Raw genomic sequence first — 22,794 nt, 5'->3', positions numbered from 1 at the left:
AACGGCAGGCAGTCCCCGTGGCCCACTCCTCGATCGAGGTCAACGAATCGACCGCACGGTTCTTCACGATCATCACCGGCATGCCCTGGCCGGAGATCCGTGAGGGCGACCTGCGCGAGGTCCGGGACGCCTACGAGCAGCTGGCCAAGGAGATGCCCGAGCTGCGGGCGCTGATCGAGAAGGTGGCGGTCTCCTGCTCCCGGCAGTTCAAGGGCCAGGCCGCGACCTCCTTCGCCTACCAGATGAACTCGTTCATCGGCCGGACCGGCGGGGACGACTACGTCACGGCCGCCGGCAAGACCGCCAAGGCGCTGGCGGACTGCGCAGGGAACGTCGCCAACACGGTCGAGTACACCAAGTGGATGGCCATCGCCCAACTGGTGCAGCTGCTGGTCGAGATCGCGCTGGCGATCTTCTGGGCGCCGTTCAGCTTCGGCGCCAGCCTGTCCGGGCTGGTGCTCAAGAAGCTGCTCACCAAGGTCGCGCTCACGGCCCTGATGAAGTACCTGCTCAAGACCATCGCGATGCACACCTTCTCGGGCATCGTGGGCGGTCTGCTGATGGACGGCATCATCCAGAACCTCCAGATCGGCCAGGGCAATCGCAAGGAGATCGACAAGGAGTACACCAAGCAGGCGGTGCTGTTCGGCGTCATCGGCGGTGTGCTCGGCGGCCCGCTCGAACTGTTCGGCCTGGGCCTGGGCAAGCTGCTGGGCCGCCTGCTCGGCAAGAGCGGCGGGCGGCTGCTCGCGGACCAGCTCAGCGACTACCTGCTCAACGGCGAGCTGAAGAGCCTCAAGGGGACGCTGAAGACCGCCGCCGAGGCGGCCGCCAAGTCCGGCGAGAAGGGCTCGCTCGGCGTGGTCGGCAAGGAGACCTCCAAGGGCCTCGCCGACGAGGCCCTGAAGAAGTCGCAGGCCAGGGCTTTCGCCCGGGACCTCGGCAGCCTGATGGAGGCCTCCACCGAGCAGTTGCAGGCGGGTTTCGGCAGGACCACCAAGGGCTCGCTCGGTGACACCTTCGTCTCGGAGATGGAGAAGACCTTCGTCAAGCACCTGGGCGAGCAGCTCGGGAAGAAGGAGGCCGGGGCGCTCGGCCGGGAGCTGGGCGAGAAGTTCGCCGAGAAGTGGGTGGGCAAGGCCCGGCAGACCGTCGAGCTCAGGGGAGCGGCCAGCGAGGGTCTCGCCGAGGCGCTGGACAACGTCCTCAAGCAGGACGCCGGGAAGGGCCTGACCGCCCACCAGATCAGCGCCCTGGGCAGGCACCTGCCCGACCTCGCCGACGGCCTGACGCAGGGCAACAAGATGTTCCAGCTCGGCCTGGGGCTCGGCAACTACATCCAGTCGGGCGCCCAGAACGTGCTCAGCGAGGGCTTCTACAACCTCATCTTCGGTGAGAACCACGAGTTCACCGTCACCGCGGGCAGCTTCGTCGGCGGCATGATGACCGCGATGATGGGCCACGCCATGCACCTCGGCGCGGCGCCGCTGATGCACCGCTACGCCGACTGGGTGCAGCGGACCCAGTTCGAGGCGGTCGCGGAGGGGGCGTCCAAGCACTTCCCGCTCTACCACCCGATCACCTTCGCCGCGCTGGCCAGTATGGCGTCCGGCAAGATCGTGCCCTTCCCGGTGCCGAGGATGGGCCACCCGGAGGCCTTCGAGTTCGCCCGGACCCACCGCATCGAATCGCTGGAGGACGTCGCGAAGGGCCTGTCGCACGTCTCGGGCGTCGACATCAAGACTCCGCAGGCCGACCACGAGGTCGCCGAGTGGATGCAGCAACTGCTGCCCTACGTCGACTTCCTGGCGGAGGAGCGCCGCAACCAGCCGTCCCCGACCGAGACGCCCACCCGGACCGTCGGCGCCGCCGAGGACCTGCCGACGGTGGTGCACGAGGAGTCCGCCGGGGCACCGGTGAAGGTCGAGTCGGACGAGGCGCCGGCGCAGGAGTCCGAGCACCGGGCGCAGGAACAGCGGCCCGCCGAACAGAAGGCGCCCGACCAGAGGGCCTCGGAGCAGAAGGCCCCCGAGCAGAAGGCCCCCGAGCAGAAGGCCTCGGAGGCGCCGAAGCGGAGCACCCCGGGCCGTACGGGCGCGGTGCCGCCCGTGTCGACCGAGTCCTCGGGCGACGGGCTGACCGCCCCCCACAGGCGGGCCGCCACGACGGACGGCACCACCGCCACCACGGAGGCCACCGCCACCGCCGCCTCCTCCGCGCGGGTCCCCACCTCCTCCACCGGCCACACCGTCGACCGCACCGCCCAGGACCTGCCGGCCGGCACCGACGACACCGGCCGCCACCCGGTGCAGGAGCCGGCGCCCCCGGCCCCGCGGCAGACCGCGAGCCTGGCCTCGACGCTCCTCGGCCAGGACACCGCCCCGAACCGCGCGACCGACCACACCGAGGCGCCGGCCCCGCCCCGGACCGGGGCCGACGACCTCCCGGTGGGCCCCCGGACGTTCGGCGGCGACGAGAGCGCCCCCGCGCCCGTCGACCGCACCGACTCCCACCCGAACGCTCCGCAGCCGCAGCCGCAGCCGCAGCCGCAGCCGCAGCCGCAGCCGCAGCCGCAGCCGCAGCCGCAGCCGCAGCCGCAGCCGCAGCCGGACGCCGAGGCCCCCGTGCCGCCGCCCGCCACCGGCACCGTCGCGCCGCCGGTCCGGCCGGTCCCGGACAACCCGTGGCACCCCGCCGAACCGGACGGCACCCTCAGGGGCACCCCGCGCCGACCCCCGGCCCCCGGGAGCGGCCAGTGGCAGGAGGTGCTGCCCAACGGCACGGTCCGCGTCCACCGGACGCAGCTGGACGCCGCCGTCGCACCGGGCGCGCCGGCCTCGGCGTTCCCCTCGCGGTGGAGCCGCTCCGCGTTGGACCCCGGCGCCGTCTACTACCCGAAGGCCTGGACCGCGACCCAGCTGCGGCACCACGTCACCACCGCGCTCGCCGACCCCTTCCTCCACCGCGAGGCGAACGGCATCCAGTACCGGCTGGGCCGCTCGGGCGGCGTGTGGATCGAGGGCATGTACCTGCCGGACGGCAGCCTCCTGGGCCACCGCCCGGCCCCGTACCAGTCGCTCCAGAACCCCCGCTACGACGCCCCCGGGACGCTGACGGCCGCCCGCGGCGAGGAGGTCCGGCCGCCCGGCCTCGGACCGGTCCGGGTCCGCCGCGACCTCATGCACGACGGGGCGGAGACCCTCGAAGTCACCGCCCGGGTCAAGCTGGTGGGCGGCGAGGACCTGACGCAGCAGCAGCTGCTGCGCGCCCGGGCGAGGCTGGAGCGGGCCGCCGAGGAGTTCACGGCCGGGCTCGGGGAGGGCGGCCCGCGCGCGCGGCTCCGGCTGGAGTTCACCCAGGACGGCGACGCCGCCGAGGTCCGGATCGCCCCCGGCCAGGACCCGGCCCTCCAGCACGCCGTGCCGCGGCTGCACGAGCGGGCCGCCGCCGACGGACCGGCCGAGGCCCTCGCCGCGCTGAGGCAGCAGGCGCCCCCGCCCGCCGAGACCGTCTCCGGCGCCGCGCGGATGCTCGCCGGCCGGCAGGCGCAGTTCGCGCCGTCGGTGTGGGACGACCCGACCCGGGGCCGCCACCTGCCGCGCGAGTGGACCGCCGACGAGGCCCGCTACGCCGCGAGCGTGGTCGCGGCCTCGGCCGACCGCGTCCCGGCCGGACCGGTGCCGCCCGGCGGCACCACCGCTCCCGAGCTGCGCCACGGCACCTTCGCCGGGGTGAAGCTGACGGTGCGGGTGGAGGACGGGCTCATCACCGACTTCTGGAGCCGGCCGGACCAGCGGATGCCGGACCAGCTGACCAGGCCCGCGGCGGAGCAGCCCCAGGTGCTGGGGACCCACCGGGTCCGCCCGCCCAAGGACGCCCTCGAACGGACCATGGACGAGCGGGTGCTCCAGCGCTTCCTGGTGAGCCGGATCAGGCACGCCGACGGCGACACCGAGTCGCTGGTGACCGTCCGGGTGCACCTGGACACCAAGGCGCTGGACCTGACGGACCAGGACACCTCGAAGCGCCTCAAGGAGCTGGTCAAGCGGGCCCGCACCGGGGTCTCGGACGTCTACGACATCGGCCAGCGGCTGCCCAGCGGCGACCGGCTGCGGGTGCGGATCGAGTTCGTCGCGGAGCCGGGCAGGGCGCACCACACCGTGGAGGTCCTCCCGAAGAAGGCGCGGGAGGACCACCGCACCTGGAACCTGGACACGACGGGCGTCGTCGCCGCCCACGAGCTCGGCCACATGCTGGGGCTGGCGGACGAGTACCGCGAGCGCTCCGACGGCGCCAGGTTCCGCCCGGTCCACCTCGACGGCGGACTGCTGACCTCCTACGTCCGCGACAAGTTCGGCCGGCCCGTCGTCGACATGGACAACCTGCCCGGCGGCCCGGTCACCGCCGACCCGCGGCCGGTGCTGCGGGCGCGCAACCTGCGGCAGCTGGGCGGCGTGATCGACCAGGTCTTCGGCGCCGACCGGGGGCCCGGTCCGGAGAGCACCCACCCGCCGCGGCCCCGGATGAACCCGGACGCCCGGCGCCTCGCGCTCCACGGCGACCTGCACCGCGACAGCCTGCGGCTGCCGGGCGGCGGGCGCGACGGTGGCGGCCACCTGTACCCGCCGCCCGGCTCGGACGATCCGCGGCCGACCAGGATCCCGGGGTCGGAGAACCGCAACGGCACCTTCCGGGTCCTCGGCGGCCCGGCCGACGGCGTGGGCGCCGCAGGGCACCGGCTGGCGGGCGAGCTGGACGTGTCGGGGGCGGTCCGGGCCCGAGGACGCACCATGTTCCCCGAGCACTGGTCCGCCGACGACGCGACCTACGCGGCGGAGCAGGCCTACCAGCACGCCCGCCGCCGGGGCGACGGGGCGTTCACGGAGTCCGGCCCGGGCTCCTGGACGTGGACCGGCGAGTACGGCGGGGTGCGCATCGACGGCCGCATCCAGGTCCGCACCGAGCAGGGCCACCGCGGCCCGGTCCAGGTGGCGGAGATCGTCGCCTTCCGGCCGTCCGACGACCAGGGCGGGCTCGGCCCCGCCCCGCACCTGCCGTGGCACCCGCACCCCGACACCTTCGACCAGCGGGCCGCGGACCTGGTGCGCTACGGCGACCGGCAGACCCTCACCGGCGTCCACCACCAGCCGCCGAACCTGGCCGGGACCAAGGGGACGGACGCCCCCGAGGCGCGGCTGGCCGGACAGCGCACGGGCATCAGGATCGGCAACCCGGGACCGCCCAACCCCAACGGGACGTACCGCGCCACCGTCTGGTACCTCGACCCGGCCGTGAACCCGGCCGCCCCGATGGCGAGGTTCGACTCGCGCTGGTTCAAGCGCGCGGACTACCCGCTCAACATGTTCTACCCGGAGCACTGGCGGCCCGCGCGGGTCCTCGACGCCGTCAACGTGGCCTACGCGGCCCGGGACAAGGCCGGCCAGCGGGTCGTGAACGGTGCCGTCCACTGGACCGGCATCGGCGAAGGCGTCCGGATCGAGGGCATCACCCGCGACGGCCGGCACCTGGTCCACCGGCCGGCGGACGAACAGCCCGGCGTGGTGCGCAGGGCCGACGCCCCGCGCTCCGCGCCGCTCACCGAGCCGGGGCTGCCAGGCACCGGCAGGCGCCCGGCCGTCGTCTCCGGCATGCCGGAGGGCACGGTTCCCGACGGCGTCTTCAGCCCGCACCTGAGCGCCGACGCCGGCCGCGGCCTGCCCCGGGAGTGGACGGCGCAGGAGCAGCGCTACGCCGTGCACCACGGCCGGAAGGCCGGCGACGACACGGTGCTCGACGGCGGCGGCACGAGCGGCAAGGTGGTCTTCGCCGGCGTCGAGATCACGGTCCTGCGGGACGCGGACGGCAAGGTCACCGACTTCTCGCTCACGGACGGCCACACCCCGCCCGCCCAGCTCGACGTCCGGGTGCCCGAGCGCGGCACCCGCGGGCCGAAGGCCCCCGAGGGGGCGGAGCAGCCGCGGAGGGCGCCGTTCCACCCGGAGGAGGACGGCTCCGACACCTCCTCGCGGCGCAGCGAGGACGAGGACGGCGACGAGGACCGGGACGGCGACGAGGACCGGGACGGCGACGAGGACTGGAACGGCGACGGGGAGTCCGACGGCGACATGTCCGAGGCGTCCTACGCGGACACGCTGGACCTCATCTCCGACGACGAGCCGATGGACTGGGACGGCAGCTTCGGCGACGGGGACCGGGCCGACGGGCACATGGACCTCGACGAGCCCCTGCCGCGCCGGCCGCGCCCGGCCCACGAGGCGCCCGTGCCGGACCTGCGGTTCGCCGCGCTCCGCGACCCGGTCGAGGTCGAGGCGCCCGCCAACCCGGCGCGCCACACCAGCGACTCCACGCTGCTGCGCCGCTTCCAGGCCACCCGCGGTGTCCTGGCGGACGGCAGTCCCGCGGCCGAGGTCCTGGTCCGGCTGTACCTCGACACCTCCCCGGTGGCCGGCGTCCCGGACCGCGACCTCGCCGTCCGGAACCTCCAGGAGCGCGCCCGGCAGGGCATCGACCGCCACTACAACACCGGCCACCGGCTGCCGAACGGCGAGGCCCTGGTGGTGCGGGTCGAGTTCGTCGACGACCCCGGCCGGGCGCACCACCGGATCGAGGTCTTCGGCGGGGTCGTCCGGGAGGCGCACGACGAGTGGGGCCTCAACTCGACCGAGCGGACCCTGGCCCACGAGTTCGGCCACCTGCTGGGCCTGCCCGACGAGTACCGGGAACGGCGTGTCCGGACCACGGCCGTGGACGCGCACGGCAATACCGTCGTCGTCGAGGACGCGATCCACCCCCGGCCGGTGAGCGCGGACGGCAGCCTGATGGGCAGCGGCTCCCGGCACCGGGGGCGGGTCCGGTTCGACCAGGACACGGCGCTCATGTCGGACGACACCGTCCTGCACCACACGCTCGCGCCGCGGAACCTGCGGGAGCTGGGCCGGGCGATCGAGGACGCCCTCGGCACCGCGCCGGCCGCGCCGCCGGCCCACGGCCTGCCGCACCGGGCGGCGTTCGGCCGGGAGGCCCTGCAGACCTCGACGTTCGGCGACACCCGCAACCCCGGCGGCCATCTGCTGCCGCCGGCGGGATCCGACCGCACGGCGCCGGGGCGGGTGCTGCGGGTCGAGCGCAACGGCGTCCTGGTCGCGGACTTCTCGTCGGAGTCCGCCGCCACCCTGCCGCGGCCCCGGCGGCTGGACGGCGTCTCCGCGGCGGCCGACGACCTGCTGCTCCCCGGGTCCGGGCAGCGGCGGATGTTCCCGCGCAACTGGACCAGCGAGGACGCGGCGTACGCGGCCGAGCAGGCGTACCTGCACGCGCTGGGCACCGACGGCGTGGTCCCGCTGGGCGGCAGCCGCTACCGGTGGACCGGTGAGTACGCCGGAGTGCGGATCGAGGGCGAGGTGCGCGCCGGGGAGTTCCTGTCGTTCCGTCCGTCGGACCGTCAGCCGGACGTCGACCCGCCGCTGAACGCCCCCCACCGCCCCGATCTGGACGGCCCGTTCGGGGCGTTCGGCCAGCGCGCCGAGGACATCGCCCGCTACGGCGACCGCCAGCACCTCACCGGCCTGCACCACGAACTGGACCTGGACCCGGCGAGCGCGTCGAGCGCACTGCGGGCGCACGGCGCCAGGATCGTGGAGACCAGCGCGCCGATCCACAACGGGACGTACCGGGCCCGGGCGGCCTTCCTCGACCCGACCGTCGCGCCGACCTCCCCGCTCGCCGACTTCCCGACCCGCTGGCGGTTCCGCAGCACCGGGACCGGGCGCACCATGTACCCGCGGACCTGGACGGCCCAGGACCTGCTGCACGCCGTCGACCAGGCGCACGACAGTGTCCCGGCCGAGCGGCGGGTGTACCGGGCGGACGGCCGGACGTACCACTGGGCGGCCGAGGCCTACGGCGTCCGCATCGAGGGGCTCTCCCGCGACGGCCTGCACCTGGCCCACCGCCCGTCCGAGATCCAGCCCATGGCCGAGTGGCAGCCGGGGCGGGTGGCGGGCACCTCCCCGGACACCCGGGTCTGGCTGGGCGTCCAGCCGCTGTCCGTCGCCCGGGTGCTGTTCGACTCCGGGCAGGAGGGCCTGCGGATCACCGTGCCCGTGCGCACGGTCGTCCAGGGCCAGGTGCCGGCCCACCTGCCCGGGCTCGCCCGGGCCGAGATGCAGCGCCGGGTGGACGAGTTCGTGCAGCAGCGGATGCGGGAGGCCGCCGGGCCCGACGGGGTGCCGCCGCAGCTGGTCACCGTCCGGCTGGACTTCGACCCCCCGCACGGCGACGTCTTCTCCTCGATGCTCCTGCGCCCCGACGGCCTGTCGGACGTCGAGTCCCTGCTCGGCCCGCTGGCCGTCGAGAACGGGCACCACGTGCTCGCCGGGCGGGCCGAGCAGCTGAGCCCCCTGGCCACCCCGGTCCAGGACCTGATCGCCGTGCACGGGGGCCCGCGCGTCCCCACCGACCTGCGCGAGCCCGGCCCGCTGCGGCCGGGGGAGCAGCCACCCGCCGTGGTCCCGGGCTGGGACCGGCAGACCGTTCGGCGGCTGGCCGGCCTGGACGTGCGGTTCAGCCAGGAGGCCGCGGCCGCCGACCCGCGCGACCTGCCCGCGGACCGCAGCCTGCCCCACGAGTGGAACGCCCTCGACAGCCGCTGGGCCGCGCTGCGGGTCCTGGAGGACCACGAGAGCCGGCACGGCGCGACCGTGACCGACACCGTCCGCGGCACCATCGGCGGCGTCACGGTCGAGGTGCACGTGGAGGACGCCCAGATCGTCCGGGTCACCGGCGTCGGCGACCAGCGGGACCTGCCGCAGCTGCACGTCCCGCCGTTCGTCCCGGACCCCGACGCGCCGCACCACACCACCTCCGAACCGGGCCCGCGCCGCCCCGGCCCCTCCGCCTGGCAGTCCGCCGACCTCGACGGGACGGTGGCGGGCACCCCGCGCCGCCCGCCCGCCCCGGTCGGCGACGAGGTGCGGACCCCCCTGCCCGGCGGCGCGGTCCGGATCGCGGCCGTGCACCTGGACCCGGCGGTCGGCCAGGGCGCCCCGGCCGCGCAGTTCCCCACCCGCTGGCACCGCTCCGCGCTCGACCCCGGCACGGTGTACTACCCGGAGCACTGGGGCGAGGCCGAACTCGCCGCGCACGTCACCGCCGCGCTCGACCACCCCGTCCTCACCCGGCACGAGGACGACGGCTCCCGGGTGGTGCTCGGCGAGTCCGAAGGCCTGTGGATCGAGGGCCGGTTCGGGCCCGACGGCACCCTCTACTACCACCGCCCGGCCCCGTACCAGGGCTACGACAACCCGGACTACCACGGCCCCGCCACGACGACGGCCCGCCGCGGCGAGGAGGTGGAGCCGGACGGCCTCGGGCCGGTGCGGCTCCGCCGCGACCTCATGTTCGACGGCTCCGAGGTCCTGCGGGTCACCGCCCGGGTCCGCCTGGTGGGCGGCGAGGACACCACCGGGCCCGACCTGCGGCGGGCGGAGGCCGCGCTGCGGGCGTCCGCCGAGGAGTACCTGGAAGGCCACCGGGCAGGCGGCGCCACCCGCCTGGAGCTCCGGCTGGAGTTCACCCGGGACGCCGACGCCGCCGAGGTCCGGCTCCTCCCCGGGCAGGACCCGACCGTCGAGCAGGCGCTGCCCCGGCTGCACGAGGCCGCGGGCACCGACCGGCTGGCGGAGGTGCTCGCCTCCGAGCAGCAGCCGCAGGCGCCGGCCGCGCCGCGCACCGTGTCCGGCGAGGGGATGCTCGACGGCCGGCGGCGGTTCTTCGCGGCCTCCGTGTGGGACCACCCCACCGAGGGCCGCAACCTGCCGCGCGAGTGGACCGCCGACGAGGCCCGCTACGCCGCGAGCGTGGTCGCGGCCTCGCCGCACCGCGCCCCGGCCGGACCGGTGCCGCCCGGCGGCACCACCGCGCCCGAGCTGCGCCACGGCACCTTCGCCGGGGTGCGGCTGACGGTGCGGATGGAGAACGGCCGCATCTCCGACTTCTGGGGCCAGCCGGACCAGCGGATGCCGCACCAGCTGACCCGGCGCGGGCCCGAGCCGCACGACGTGCTCGGCACCCACGAGGTCCGCCCGCCGACCGACGCCTTCGACTACGCCCTGGAGTCCCGCGAGTTCCAGCGGTTCTCGGTCACCCGGATCCGGCACGCCGACGGGGACACCGAGGCCGTGGTGACCCTCCGGCTGCACCTCGACACCAGCCGGCTGAACCTGTCCGACCCGCACGCGGTGCGCCAGCTCAACGACCTGGTCAACCGGGCCCGCGCGGGCCTGGCGGAGACCTACAACGGCGACCAGCGGCTGCCCAGCGGCGACCGGCTGCGGGTACGGGCGGAGTTCGTGCACGACCCCGCCGGCGCGCACCGCACCGTGACCGTCCACCCGGGCCCGATCAGGGTGAGCCACGAGCACTGGGACCTGCGGACCGAGACCGTCGTCCTCGTCCACGAGATGGGCCACCACCTCGGGCTCCCGGACGAGTACCGCGAGAGCACGTCCCGCCTCGACCGCCGCCGCCAGGTCCACCTCGACGGCGGGCTGATGACCTCCCACATCCGCGACCGCTACGGCCGCACCGAGGTCGACACCAACTACCGGGCCTCCGTCCCGGGCGTCCTCGACGCCCGGCCCGTGCTGCGCGCGCGCAACCTGTGGCAGCTGGGCTCCGTCATCGACCGCGCCTTCGGCGCCGACCGCGGCCCCGCCGGCGACGGCATCCACCCGCCGCGCCCCCGGGTGAACGGGGACGCCCGGCGCCTCGCGCTCAACGGTGACCTCAACGGCACCGGCCGGCAGCTGTCCAGCGGTGCCCGCGACGGCGGCGGCCACCTGTTCCCGCCGCCCGGCTCCGACCGGCCGCAGCCGGCCCGGATCCCGGGGTCGGAGAACCGCAACGGCACCTTCCGGGTCTTCGGCGGCCCGGCCGACGGCGTGCACGCCGGCCACCGCTCGGAGGCGGGCGACCTCGACACGTCGGCGGCCGTCCGGGCCCGCGGGCGCACCATGTTCCCGGAGCACTGGTCCGCCGACGACGCGGTCTACGCGGCGGAGCAGGCGTACCAGCACGCGCTGCGCCGGGGCCCCGAGGCCTTCACCCCGCTCGGCCGGAACTCCTGGAGCTGGACCGGCGAGTACGGCGGGGTGCGGATCGAGGGCCAGGTCGACGTCCTGGCCCGGCGCCGGTCCGGCGGGCGCCTGGTCGATTCCCCGGAGATCGTCTCCTTCCGCCCCGCCGACGACCAGAGCGGGCTGGGCGCGGCCTCGCACCTGCCGTGGCACCCGTTCCCCAGCACCTTCGGCCAGCGGGTCGGGGACCTGGTGCGCTACGGCAACCGGCAGACCCTCACCGGAGTCCACCACCAGCCGCCGGAGCGGTCCTGGGCGGGTGACGGCAACGCCTCCCGGGTCGACCAGGCCGGTCAGCGCCAGGGCATCCGGATCGGCACGCCCTTCGCCGCCCATCCCAACGGGACCTACCGCGCCCAGGTCTGGTACCTCGACCCGGTGGTCTCCCCACGGGCCCCGATGGAGGCCTTCCCGTCGCGCTGGCACGTGCGGGCCGACGACCAGTCCCACATGTTCTACCCGCGGGACTGGCGGGCCGACCACGTCCTGGGGGCGGTCGAGGAGGCCCACCACAACCGCAACCGGGCCGACGACCGCCGGGTGAACGGCGCCGTCCACTGGACCGGCATCAGCGACGACGGAATCCGGATCGAGGGCATCACCCGCGACGGCCGGCACCTGATCCACCGTCCGGCGGACGAGCAGCCCGGCACCGTACTGCCGCCGGACGCGCCGCGGTCCGCCCCGCTCACCGAGCCGACGGGCCCCGGCGCCGGCCGGCGCCCCGCCACCATCTCCGCGATGTCCCTCAACCCGGTCCCGGCCGGCCAGGTCAGCCCGGACCTGCGCGCCGACGCCGGCCGCGGCCTTCCCCGGGAGTGGACGGCCGAGGAGCGGCTCTTCGCGGCCGCCAACGGTCGGCCGACCGGGGACCCGGAGCGGGTCGGGGACAACGTCCGGGTGCGGGTGCGGTTCGCCGAGGTCGAGATCACGGTGCTGCGCGACGAGCAGAAGCGGATCGTCGACTTCTCCCTCGCCGACGGGCACACCCCGCCGCCGCAGCTGACCTTCCGCCCGCCCGAGCGGGGCACCGGCCGACCGGTCGTCCCGACCCCGACCGAGCGGCTGTTCGCACCCGACCCACCGGGTTCCGACGACGGCTCCCCGCCCCGGACTCCCGGCTACGACGGGAGCACCCGGCCGACGACGCCCGGCGGCGACGAGGGCACCTGGCCGACCACGCCCGGTTCCGACGGCGGCTCCTGGCCGCGGACCCCCGGCTACGACGGGAACACCCGGCCCGTCACCCCGGGCCGCGACCAGGGCTCCGCGGACGAGGCCATGGACCTGTACCGGGACTCCGAGGACGAGGAGATGGAGCACCGCACCGACCCCGTCGACGACGACATGCAGTCGGTGTACGACGGCCCGGACACCCGGTTCGACGACGGGTCCGACGCCCGCTCCGTCGACATGGAATCGCTCCCCGACACGGACCCGGACGGCGCGCCCGGCCCGGTGCGGCCGGCCTACGAGGCGCCCGCGCCGAACCTGGCGATCGCCCGGGTCCTGCGGACGGTGGAGGTCGAGGCGCCCGCCGACCCGGCACGGCACAGCAGCACCGCCACCCGCCTGCGCGGATTCCAGGCCGGCCGCGCCGTCCTGGTGGACGGCACCCCGGCGGTCGAGGTCGTGGTGCGGATCCACCTCGACACCTCGGGGCTGCCGGCCGGCCGGGACCACGGCCCGGCGCTGCGCGACCTGCGCGAACGCACCCGGCAGGGCGTGGACGAGTACTACAACACCGGGCACCGCCTGCCCGACGGCGATGTGCTGGTGGTGCGCGTCGAGTTCGTCGACGACCCCGGCCGGGCGCACCACGAGGTCGAGGTCCGGACCCCCGCACCGGGGGAGCGGATCCGCGAGCACTCCGGCCTCTGGGGCCTGGACACCGACCGGACCGTGCTGGCCCACGAGTTCGGCCACCTGCTCGGCCTGCCCGACGAGTACCGGGAACGGCGCGTCCGGGAGACCGCCACGGACGAGGACGGCGACGTCACGGTCGTCGTGGGCGAGATCCGCCCCCGGCCCGTGTACCCGTACGGCGGACTGATGAGCGGCACCCACGCCGGCAACGACCGGGTCCGCTTCGACCAGGACGCCGGGATCGTCCCGGACGGCACCGACTTCCGGTTCACGCTCGCCCCGCAGAACCTGCGCGAGATCGGCGACGCGATCGAGCACGCCCTCGGCGCCACCCCGGCCGGGCCGCCCCTCCACGACCTGCCGCGCCGGGCGAGGTTCGGCCTGGACGCCCTGCGGTCCTCGCTGGAGGGCGACACCCGCAACCCGGGCGGCCACCTGCTGCCGCCGGCCGGCTCCGACCGCACGGCCCCCGAGCGGGCGGTCCGGGTGGAGCGCAACGGCGTCGTGGTCGCCGACTTCTCCGCCGAGCCCGGCGCCACCCTGCCCCGGCCCCGCCGGCTGGACGGCGTGTCGGCCGCCGCCGACGACCTGCTGCCGGCCGGCAACGGCCACCGCAGGATGTTCCCGCGCAACTGGACCGGGGAGGACGCGGTCTACGCGGCCGAACAGGCCTACCTCCACGCGCTGCGCACCGGGGACGTGGTCGCGCTGGGCGGCAGCCGGTACCGGTGGACCGGCGAGTACGCCGGGGTCCGGATCGAGGGCGAGGTGCGGGGCGACCGGTTCCTGTCGTTCCGCCCCGCCGACCGGCAGCCGGACGTGGACCCGCCGCTGAACGCCCCGCACCGCCCCACCCCCGACAACCCCGCCCGGGGCTTCGGGACGTTCGGCCAGCGCGCCGAGGACATCGCCCGCTACGGCGACCGCCGGCACCTCACCGGCCTGCACCACGAACTGGCCCTGCCGCCGTCCGAGCGGGAGAACGCGCTGCGGGCGCACGGCGCCCGGATCGTCGAGACCGGGGCCACCGCCCACAACGGCACCTACCGGGCCCGGGTGGCCTTCCTCGACCCGACCGTCGCACCGACCTCCCCGCTCGCCGACTTCCCGACCCGCTGGCGGGTCCGGGACGACGACGACGGCCTGCGCACCATGTACCCGCGGGACTGGTCCTCCGCGGACCTGCTGACCCGCGTCGACGAGGCGCACGACGGCGTCCCGCACGAGCGGCGGGTCTACCTGGAGGACGGCCGGACCTACTACTGGGCGGGCGAGGCCGACGGCGTCCGGATCGAGGGGCTCTCCCGCGAGGGCGCCCACCTGGCCCACCGCCCGGCCGCGGACCAGCCCGCGCCGCCCCTGCGGGCCTGGGACGACCACCGGGTGCGGCGCACCCTCCGGGGCACCGAACTCGACCTGGACGGCCGCACGCTGACCGTCTCCCGGGTGCTGTTCGACTCCGGGCAGCTGGGCCTGGAGATCACCCTCCCCGTCAACGTGACCGTCGACGGCCACCTGACCACCGCCGAACGGCACGCCGCCACCGGCGAACTCCAGCGCAGGGTGGACGCCTACGTCCGGGAGCGGGTGCGGGAGACCGCGGACGCCGACGGGCTGCCGGAGGCGCTGGTCACCGTCCGCCTCGACTTCCACGAGGACCACCCGGACCCCTACGCCCGGGTGATCGTCGACCGGGACTCCCTGCCGGAGCCCGCCGACCTGCTGGTGGTCGACACCGCGGAGAGCCTGCGGCTCCTCCTCGGCCCGCTCGCCCACCACGACGACCTGGACGTGTTCAACGAGACGGCCTCCCGCCTGGAGGAGTCCGCCCCCACCCGGGTGGACGTGCTCGCCGACCTGCACGCCGCCGAGGGCGCCCCGCGCATCCCCGCCGACCTGCGTGAACCGGGCCCGCTGCGGCCCGGCGAGCAGGCACCCGCCGTCACCGCCGGCACGGACCGACAGACCCAGCGGGCCGTCGAGGCCATGGACTTCCGCTTCACCCGGGCGGCGCTGGACCTGGACCCGCGCGGGCTGCCCGCCGACCAGAGCCTGCCCCGCGAATGGACCGACCGCGACGCGCGCTGGGCCGTGACCCGGCTCGTCGACCGGAACGGGGTCGGCCCGCGGGACACCGCCGTGATCTACGACGAGTTCCACGGCGTCCACCTGGAGATCGAGGTGGTGGACGGCCGGATCACCGCCTACCGGGGTATCGGCGACCAGCGGGAGCTCCCGCAGCTCCACGTACCGCCGCTCGCGCCGCCCGCCGGACCGTCCCACACCTCCCTGCAGCACGCCACCCCGGCCGCCGACGACGCCCCCGCCGCCCGCAACGCCGTCCGGCCGGACGACGAGCCGCCCGGTGCACCGATGCTGCGCGCGCTCGCCGAGAACGACCCGGGGCTGCTGCGGCGGCTGTTCGGCGACGAGGAGGCCGGGCGGCAGGCCGCCGACCCGGCCGCCGCGGAGCGGGCGCTGCGCGAGCTGGTCGAGACGCGGTTCCGGAGGAACCCGGAACTGGGGCGGGAGGCGCACGAGCTGTACACCGCCTGGGCCCGCCGGATGGGGAACGAGCCGGCGGACTGGCCGGTCTTCGTGGAGGACCTGCACCGGGCCCTCGCGGCCTGGCGGGAGAAGGGCTGGGACGGCGTGCACGATCCGCGCGCCGTGCGGGACGCCTTCGCCGTGCTCACGGCCGCCGCGCTGGACCTGCGGGTCAGCCTGGTGGAGGTCCGCAACGGCCATGCGGAGGTGGCGGAGTTCGGCCCCGTGAACGGCCGCCGGGTCCGCCTCGACCACGACGAGCGCGAGGGCTACTCGACCGTCGCCGCCGCCGAGCGCCGCCAGGAGCAGGAGCGCCTCCTGCGGGAGACGGCCGAGGAGGAGCCGAAGTCCCCGGTCGACGAGGAGGAGGCCGTCACCCGTCGGCGGGACGGGGACGAGGACTCGGAGGATTCCGAGGACGAGCCGCTGAAGACGCACGCCCAGCTGGAGGAGGAGCGGCGCCGCGCGGAGGAGAAGCGCCAGGGCAAGCGCGTCGCGCGGGACGTGGACGAGGACGAGGACGCCGGCCGCTCGGGCGGGAACGAGAACCTCACGATCGTCCCGGAGCCGGTCCACACCAACGCCGACACCATCGTCAACGTCAATGCCAACGTCAACGTCAACGTCAACGTCAACGTCAACGTCAACGTCAACGTCAACGCGGATGTCGTCGTCAACCCGGGCCCGCAGCCGCCGAAGTCCGTGCTCGACCGCGGGGTGCTCTCCGGCGCGCACATGGTGACCAGCCTCGGCGAGCCGGACACCGTGCTGGTCAGGAGGCTCGGCGAGAAGATCGAGGAGGCCCTCCCCGCCGACACGCCGAACCGGACGTCCTTCGCCCGGGCGCTCGCCGAGAGCGTCTTCAGCGGCACCAGCCTGCGGTCCCTGGTGTCGGCGCTGTCGCGCGGCGACGTCCTGCACATCCCGGTCGGGACCGACGCCCACCAGGGGACCGTCACCCTGCGCGGCGAGGTGACGGGTCTGGTGCACCACACCCAGAAGGCGAAGTTCGAGTACGAGGGCGGCGGCGACCGGGCGGTGACGCTCGGTGAGACCAAGGGCACCAGCCTCTCGGCCGGCGTGGGCGTCCAGGGCCGGGGCGACTTCTTCAAGGTCATGCGGGCGGCGCTGGACGCCTTCGGCGTGAACCGCGACCGGGCGCGCTCCGACGAGCTGACGACCACTTCGAAGTTCTTCTCGCGCGCCAAGACCACCGAGGTCACCGAGGTCTTCCGCGGGAAGCTGCTGGTCGACGTGGGCTACCAGCCCAAGGGCAGGCGGGAGACCGAGGCACGGCCGCCCCGGCTGGACCCGGACGACGCACGGCTCCTGACGACGCCGCTGGAGGTCGGCATACCGCAGCGCGAGACCCGGCCCCCCGCCGACTCCGACATCCGGGCGAACCTGCTGGGCGAGCTCGACCCGGCGCTGCTGGCCCAGCAGCGGCTGCACTCCTCGAACATCATGCTGGACGTCCACGTCAAGGGCGCTCCGCAGGTGCGCTCCGCGGCGCACCAGGTCGCCGGCGGGTCCACGGAGCTGGGGAACCTGGGACCGCTGCGGACCGACGACCTGCCGACGCACCGGCAGGCGATGGTGGGCGTGGTCGAGGCCCTGCGCCGGAGCGTCCTCGACGAGAAGGAGGTCCACGAGCGGACCGTCCGCGAGCGGACCCCCGAGGAGGACGCCGCCCTCGACGCCGCCGCGCTCCGCGAGCGCACCGACCGGGACAGGGCGGCCGCCGAGCGGATCGCCCGGGCCGAGGAGGCGCTGGGGTTCCACGGCAGCGCCCTGTCGGACCGGCTGGTGGCCGAGTTCGGCTTCCGGCGCCTCCAGCACGACTTCAAGGGCCTGACGAACGGCGAGTCGGTGATCGTCCGGGTGCCCGGCAGCGACGTCTGGGCCGAGGTGAAGGCCGCCAGCCTCGGCATGCGCCTGGTGGCGACCACCAAGGACACCGAGTTCAACACCGGCGCCGGCTCGGCCGCGACCAGGCTCCGGCGGAAGGTGGTGACCGGCTTCCTCCAGCTCCAGGGCGGCGGCCGGCTCGGCACCGACGACCTGAACGTCGCCACCAGCTTCGGGAAGCGGTGGGGCAAGGACAAGGTCGTGGTGACGGGCCGCACGCTGGAGACCGCGGTCACCACCAAGACCAAGGAGAACGGCGCGGTCCTCGACGGGGACGGCTACCTGGAGGTCGTGGTCCACAAGGGCGACGAGCGACTCGGCGACCCGGTCCAGGTGCCGCTCGGCTTCCGGACGCTGATGCCGCAGTCGGACCTGCTGGTGAACGAGGTGACGGCGCCCCCCGTGCCCGGGCGCCAACGCCTGCCGGAGTCCGCCGTCATCCGCGACATCGGCCCGCTCGACCAGGTGCGGCAAGGGCTGGAGGAGGCCGGGAAGCGGCGCTACGGGAGCCTCTGGCCGCAGATCCGCACCGAGGTGATGCAGGTCGTCACCCAGCCCTCGCTGGCCTCCAAGCTCAGCGCGATGAGCCGCGGGGACGAGTTCCAGCTGACCGCCTTCGACCGGGACAAGCTGACCGGCGCGCTCGCCGCACTGGCGGATCGCGGCGTCAAGGTGACCGTCAAGGCCGAACTGGTCGACACGCAGCTGGTCCGGCGGAGCAAGGCCGCCGACCTCAGCCGGCAGAACGAGTCCGGCTCGTTCACCACGGAGCAGCGGTACACCAGCAAGTTCGACATCAAGCAGGGAGCCGTCGGCTACGCCCCGGTCAGGGAGATGCCCGCCGGCCAGGTGCAGCTCAGCCAGGAGATCAGGGTCCGCGGCGGCGTCCGGTCCGACACCAACGACAAGCTCTACGTGAACAGCAAGCTGCGGGAGGAACAGGACGTCCACCGCGGGACGATGAGGCTGACGGTGGTCCTGGAGGGCGGCCTGCACGACACGCCGCCCGTCACCGCGGACATCAGCACCGAGTACAGCGTGAAGGCCCACACCAGGGCGGCGACGGAGGCCCTGACCCCCCTGCCGCGCAACGAGCTCGGGGCCGCCTCCGTGGTGTCCTTCAAGAACGAGGAGGGCACGCCGGGTGGCGACCGGCTGTTCCGGGACGTCCGCCGGGCGCTGGAGGACCGCTTCCAGTGGCGCGGGGGGATCTCCGACTCGCTGGAGCAGACCCTCCGGGCGGAGCTGGGGGCGACCGCGATGCAGGCCAAGCTGTCCCAGCTCACCCGGGGCGGGGTGCTCAAGGTGCCGGTCGCGGGCCCGGGCTGGTCGGCCGAGGTGGTCGTCCGGGCCGCGCTGCGGTCGGAACCCGTCGTCAAGTACACGATCAACGGCGCCGAGTTCGAGGTCGGGACCCAGAACCGGACCGGCCACGGCGTCATGCGGGACATCCGGGACCGGGTCACCGGCCTGCTCGGCCTGACCGGCCGGGTGCGGAAGGAACAGGGGGGCGCTCCCGGCGTGACCCTGACCGGCGACTACTCCTACCGCCACGAGTCCTCCACCGGCGGCAACCTGCAGAGCTCCGGCACCGCCGTCAACCGGGCGAAGAACGTCTCCACGGCGGTGGTGTCCGACGCCGTGGTCGACTACCGGGTGGAGATCCAGGGCTGGACGGGCGGGCTGATCCCCAGCACGACGAAGCTCGGCCGGATCACGATGGAGGCGGAGGTCGTCACCCCGCAGTACGACGCGCCGACCGCGGACACCCTGCGCACCGTCCCGGACCGCGTCTGGCAGGACCACGTGCTCGGCTCCTCCGACGTGGTCACCAACGTGTTCGTGCCCGGTACCCGCGACGCCGGGCAGGCGGCGGCCGACTTCGGCAAGGCCGTCCTGCGCGGGAGCAGCGACCCGGGGGAGTTCGGCGGGCGGAACCTGGACAAGTGGCTGCACGGCCTGGGCAGGTCCGGCCTGCGCCACAAGCTGTACGACGCGCTGAGCCCGGACAACCTGCACGACCAGCTGAAGACCATGATGTCGGGCCGGGAACTGGTGGTCTCCGACGGGGGCGCGACCATCAGGATCGGTGCGTCCGTCAAGCGGCTGGCCCACACCGGGAACACCACGACCACCGAGTTCAACACCGGGACCCAGGTCGAGCACGGCCACTCGGCGGCCGACGGGGCGACCGGCGGCGGCACCGGCTCCAGCCACCAGGTGCGCGCCGGTGTGGCGGTCTCGACCGGCCTGTTCTACGGGGGCGACACGCTGGCCGTGTCCTCCGGCAGCAGCACCCGCGAGACCTGGTCCAACCGCACCGGATCCGGCAACACCACCAAGGTGAAGCCGGTCGGCAACGTCTTCACCGGCGAGGCGAACCTGCACTTCTCGGTCGAGTGGAGGGACCTGGTCACCACCGAGGGCCGGCTCGTCATGGTCACCAAGCGGGCCTACTTCCGGCGCGAGCTGGGCATGGACGTGGTCATCGACGTCGCGGAGACGCGGGAGAACGTGCCGGGCAACCCGTCGGACAACCCGGAGAAGGTCTTCGACGCCTCGACCGCGCCGCGCGGGGCGGACCTGCGCCGGGCACTGACCGACGACCTGCCGGTCGTCGAGGACACCGCCGCCCCCGGCGCCCAGGTGCCGCCCGCCCGGGTGTGGACGCACGGGCTGGTCGACACCGATGTGGTGCGCGCGGTCGGGATGACCCCGCACGCGCGGCAGCAGCTGACGGAGGGTGCCGAGGCGTTCCTGGGAACGGGCAACTGGGACCGGGTCCGGGCCATGGTGGAGGGGATGATCGACCCGGTGGCGCTCGCCAGCCGGCTGGTCACCCCGCACACCCCGGACGGCTCGGACGGCTCGGACACCCCGGAGGGCGGCGCCGTGCCCCCGCGCCCGCGCCCCGACGAGCCGACCCTCAAGGACGGCCCGGGCAACTCCACCCTCGTGGTGGGCCGGACCGACCTGGCCGGCGACGTCCGGGTGGAGGTGCGGATGAAGGTCAAGGAACTGGAGTTCATCAAGACCGACAGCCGGACGGAGTCCAACCCGACCAACACGACCTCCGTCACCGACGGCATCCGGGCCCAGCGCGCGGTCCGCGTGGCCAACCGGATCACCGCGGGCGCCGTCAGCCCCGACATGTTCGGAGTGGGTGTCGCCACCCTCCGCGGCGGCCTCTACGTCGACAACGCCTACGAGCACCGCACCGACATCGAGACGGTCGAGGGCGGCCAGATCGTCAACAACGCCAAGATCGCCACCACGACCGCGCGCTACCGGGGCTTCGTCGAGGTGGAGGTGGTCTACCACAAGGACGGGCAGACCCTGCCCCGCAAGGAGCTCATGGCGGTCGAGATCGACATCCCCGTGAGCGACACCACCAGGACCGAGGTGCCGCACAACGCCTTCCTGCGCTTCAACGAGCAGACGCAGAACGGCGAACTCCGCCTGCACGGCGCGCCGAAGGACGCGCTGCCCTCGGTGGCGCGGGCGCTGGCGCTGGACATCGGCGAGGCGGAGCACCAGGCACGGCTCCTGCGGGTCGGCCACGTCGCCCGCAAGCTGCTCCCCGAATCGCTCACCGCCTCCGGCGAGCGGGGCGAGCGCTGGCTGCGGGGCCTGGACCGGATGATCGACCTCGCCGAGGCCGGGGCGGCCGGCCCGCCCTTCGAGCGCCTGCGCGAGGCGGCGGGGCGCCAGTCGGTGCCGCCCGTGGAGCGGCGCCGCCTCCAGGACCTGGTCGAACTGGCCGGCGCGGACGACGCCCTGGCGGCAGGGGACCTGAACGCCCACTGGGAGGTCCTGACCCAGCGGCAGTCGGAGGAGGAGCGGCTGCGGCGGCGGCAAGGTCAGCAGGGTGTCCAGCAGCGGGAAGGAGAGGGCGAGCCGCCGCAGCCGCCGCAGCCGCCGACGGAGCGGCAGCCGGACCTGAGCCTGCACCGGCCGACCGTCCCGGACGTCAGGCTGCGGGTCGTCGCGGGCGACGCGACGTCGATGTCCGCGCTGCTCCGCGAGTTCCGGACGACCGTCCTCCAGGCGGACGCGCTCCCGGGGGCCGGCCGACCGCAGCTGGTCGAGGTCACCCTGGACGTGCCGACGGGCCGGGCCCCGCGGGAGGCCCGCGCGCTGGAGCAGCGGCTGCGCGGGCTGGCCCGGGAGCTCGCGTACGGGGTGGACGTGGTCGTCGTGGCCGGCCCGACCACCGGGCCGCAGGCCGGTCGGGGTGCCGTCCACTCCTTCCGGATCGGCACGAGGCCGCCGGACGCGGAGGAGCCGACCACGACCGTGCGGCGCGAGCCGGTGAACGGCGGGGTGGCCCAGGACCTGAACCAGGAGGTGGCCCAGGACCTGAACCAGGACCTGAACCAGGAGGTGGCCCAGGACCAGAACCAGGACCTGAACCGCGAGGTGAATCACGACCTGACCGTGAACGAGGACCTGACCCAGGGCCGGCCGGAGAACCATGTGACGGACGTCCCGAACGTCGAAGTGATCGCCCCGGCCCCGGCCCCGCCCCCGCGCCGCGAGCAGTCCGAGCACCTGGAGCAGTTGCCGCCGGTGCCCTCGGGCCGCCGGGCCGACGAGGTGTCGGACGACTCGCTGTCCTCCCGCTCCTCGCTGCGCAACGACTCCTCGGAGGACCAGCCCAACGTGCCCGAGGCTTCGGGGGACCGGGACCGGGACCGGGACCGGGGCGACGGGCACCAGGGCGAGTCGCAGGGGGACGAACCGGTCCTGACGGATCCGCCGCACGGGCGCGACGCCTCGGGTACGTCCTGGCGGACGGCCCGGCTGTACGAGGGCGAGGAGGAGGACTTCCCGGACCTGCCGCACGGGCGCGACATCTCGGCCACGTCCTGGCGGACGGCCCGGCTCTACGAGGGCGAGGAGGAGTTCTACCAGCACCCGGGCGAGCGGCTGGGGGACGAGTCGGACAACGTGTCGGTCGACTCGGACCTGACGGACTCCCGGAGCGAGCGGTCGGAGGACTCGTGGGTGGAGGTTCAGGCGCCCCCGTTCTACGCCCAGGGCGCGAACCTCCCCCTGACGAACACGCCTCTCGGGAACCCGGCGTCCCCGGCGAACACCTCGCGGCCGCTGCCGCCGCTGCCGCCGCAGGAGGGCGGCGGACCGCCGCAGCACCCGCCCCTGGAGACCGCGGGCAGCCTGGAGGACAGCATCTTCGCCACCCTGACGCAGTTGGGCGGCGACGGCGGGGAGGGTGCGTGAACCCTGCGGCCGGGCCCGGCCGTAGTGACGGAGTGGGAGCACCCGACGTCCTGTCGGCCGGGTGGTCCTGTCGACA

The 22,794-nt window shown here is 75.0% G+C and carries 1 protein-coding gene; it reads left to right on the top strand.

Translation table 11 applies throughout. The features are described from left to right. Positions 1 to 17: 17 nt before the first annotated feature. A complete protein-coding gene (locus ACFU74_RS06730; protein ID WP_380752833.1) occupies positions 18 to 22,718 on the top strand; it encodes an EndoU domain-containing protein in 22,701 nt (7,566 codons plus the stop codon). Positions 22,719 to 22,794 lie beyond the last annotated feature (76 nt).

Origin of the sequence: Kitasatospora sp. NPDC057500 (genome assembly GCF_042802195.1) — a bacterium.
Classification (GTDB): Bacteria; Actinomycetota; Actinomycetes; order Streptomycetales; family Streptomycetaceae; genus Kitasatospora.
This window is presented reverse-complemented; position numbering and strand designations above follow the sequence as displayed.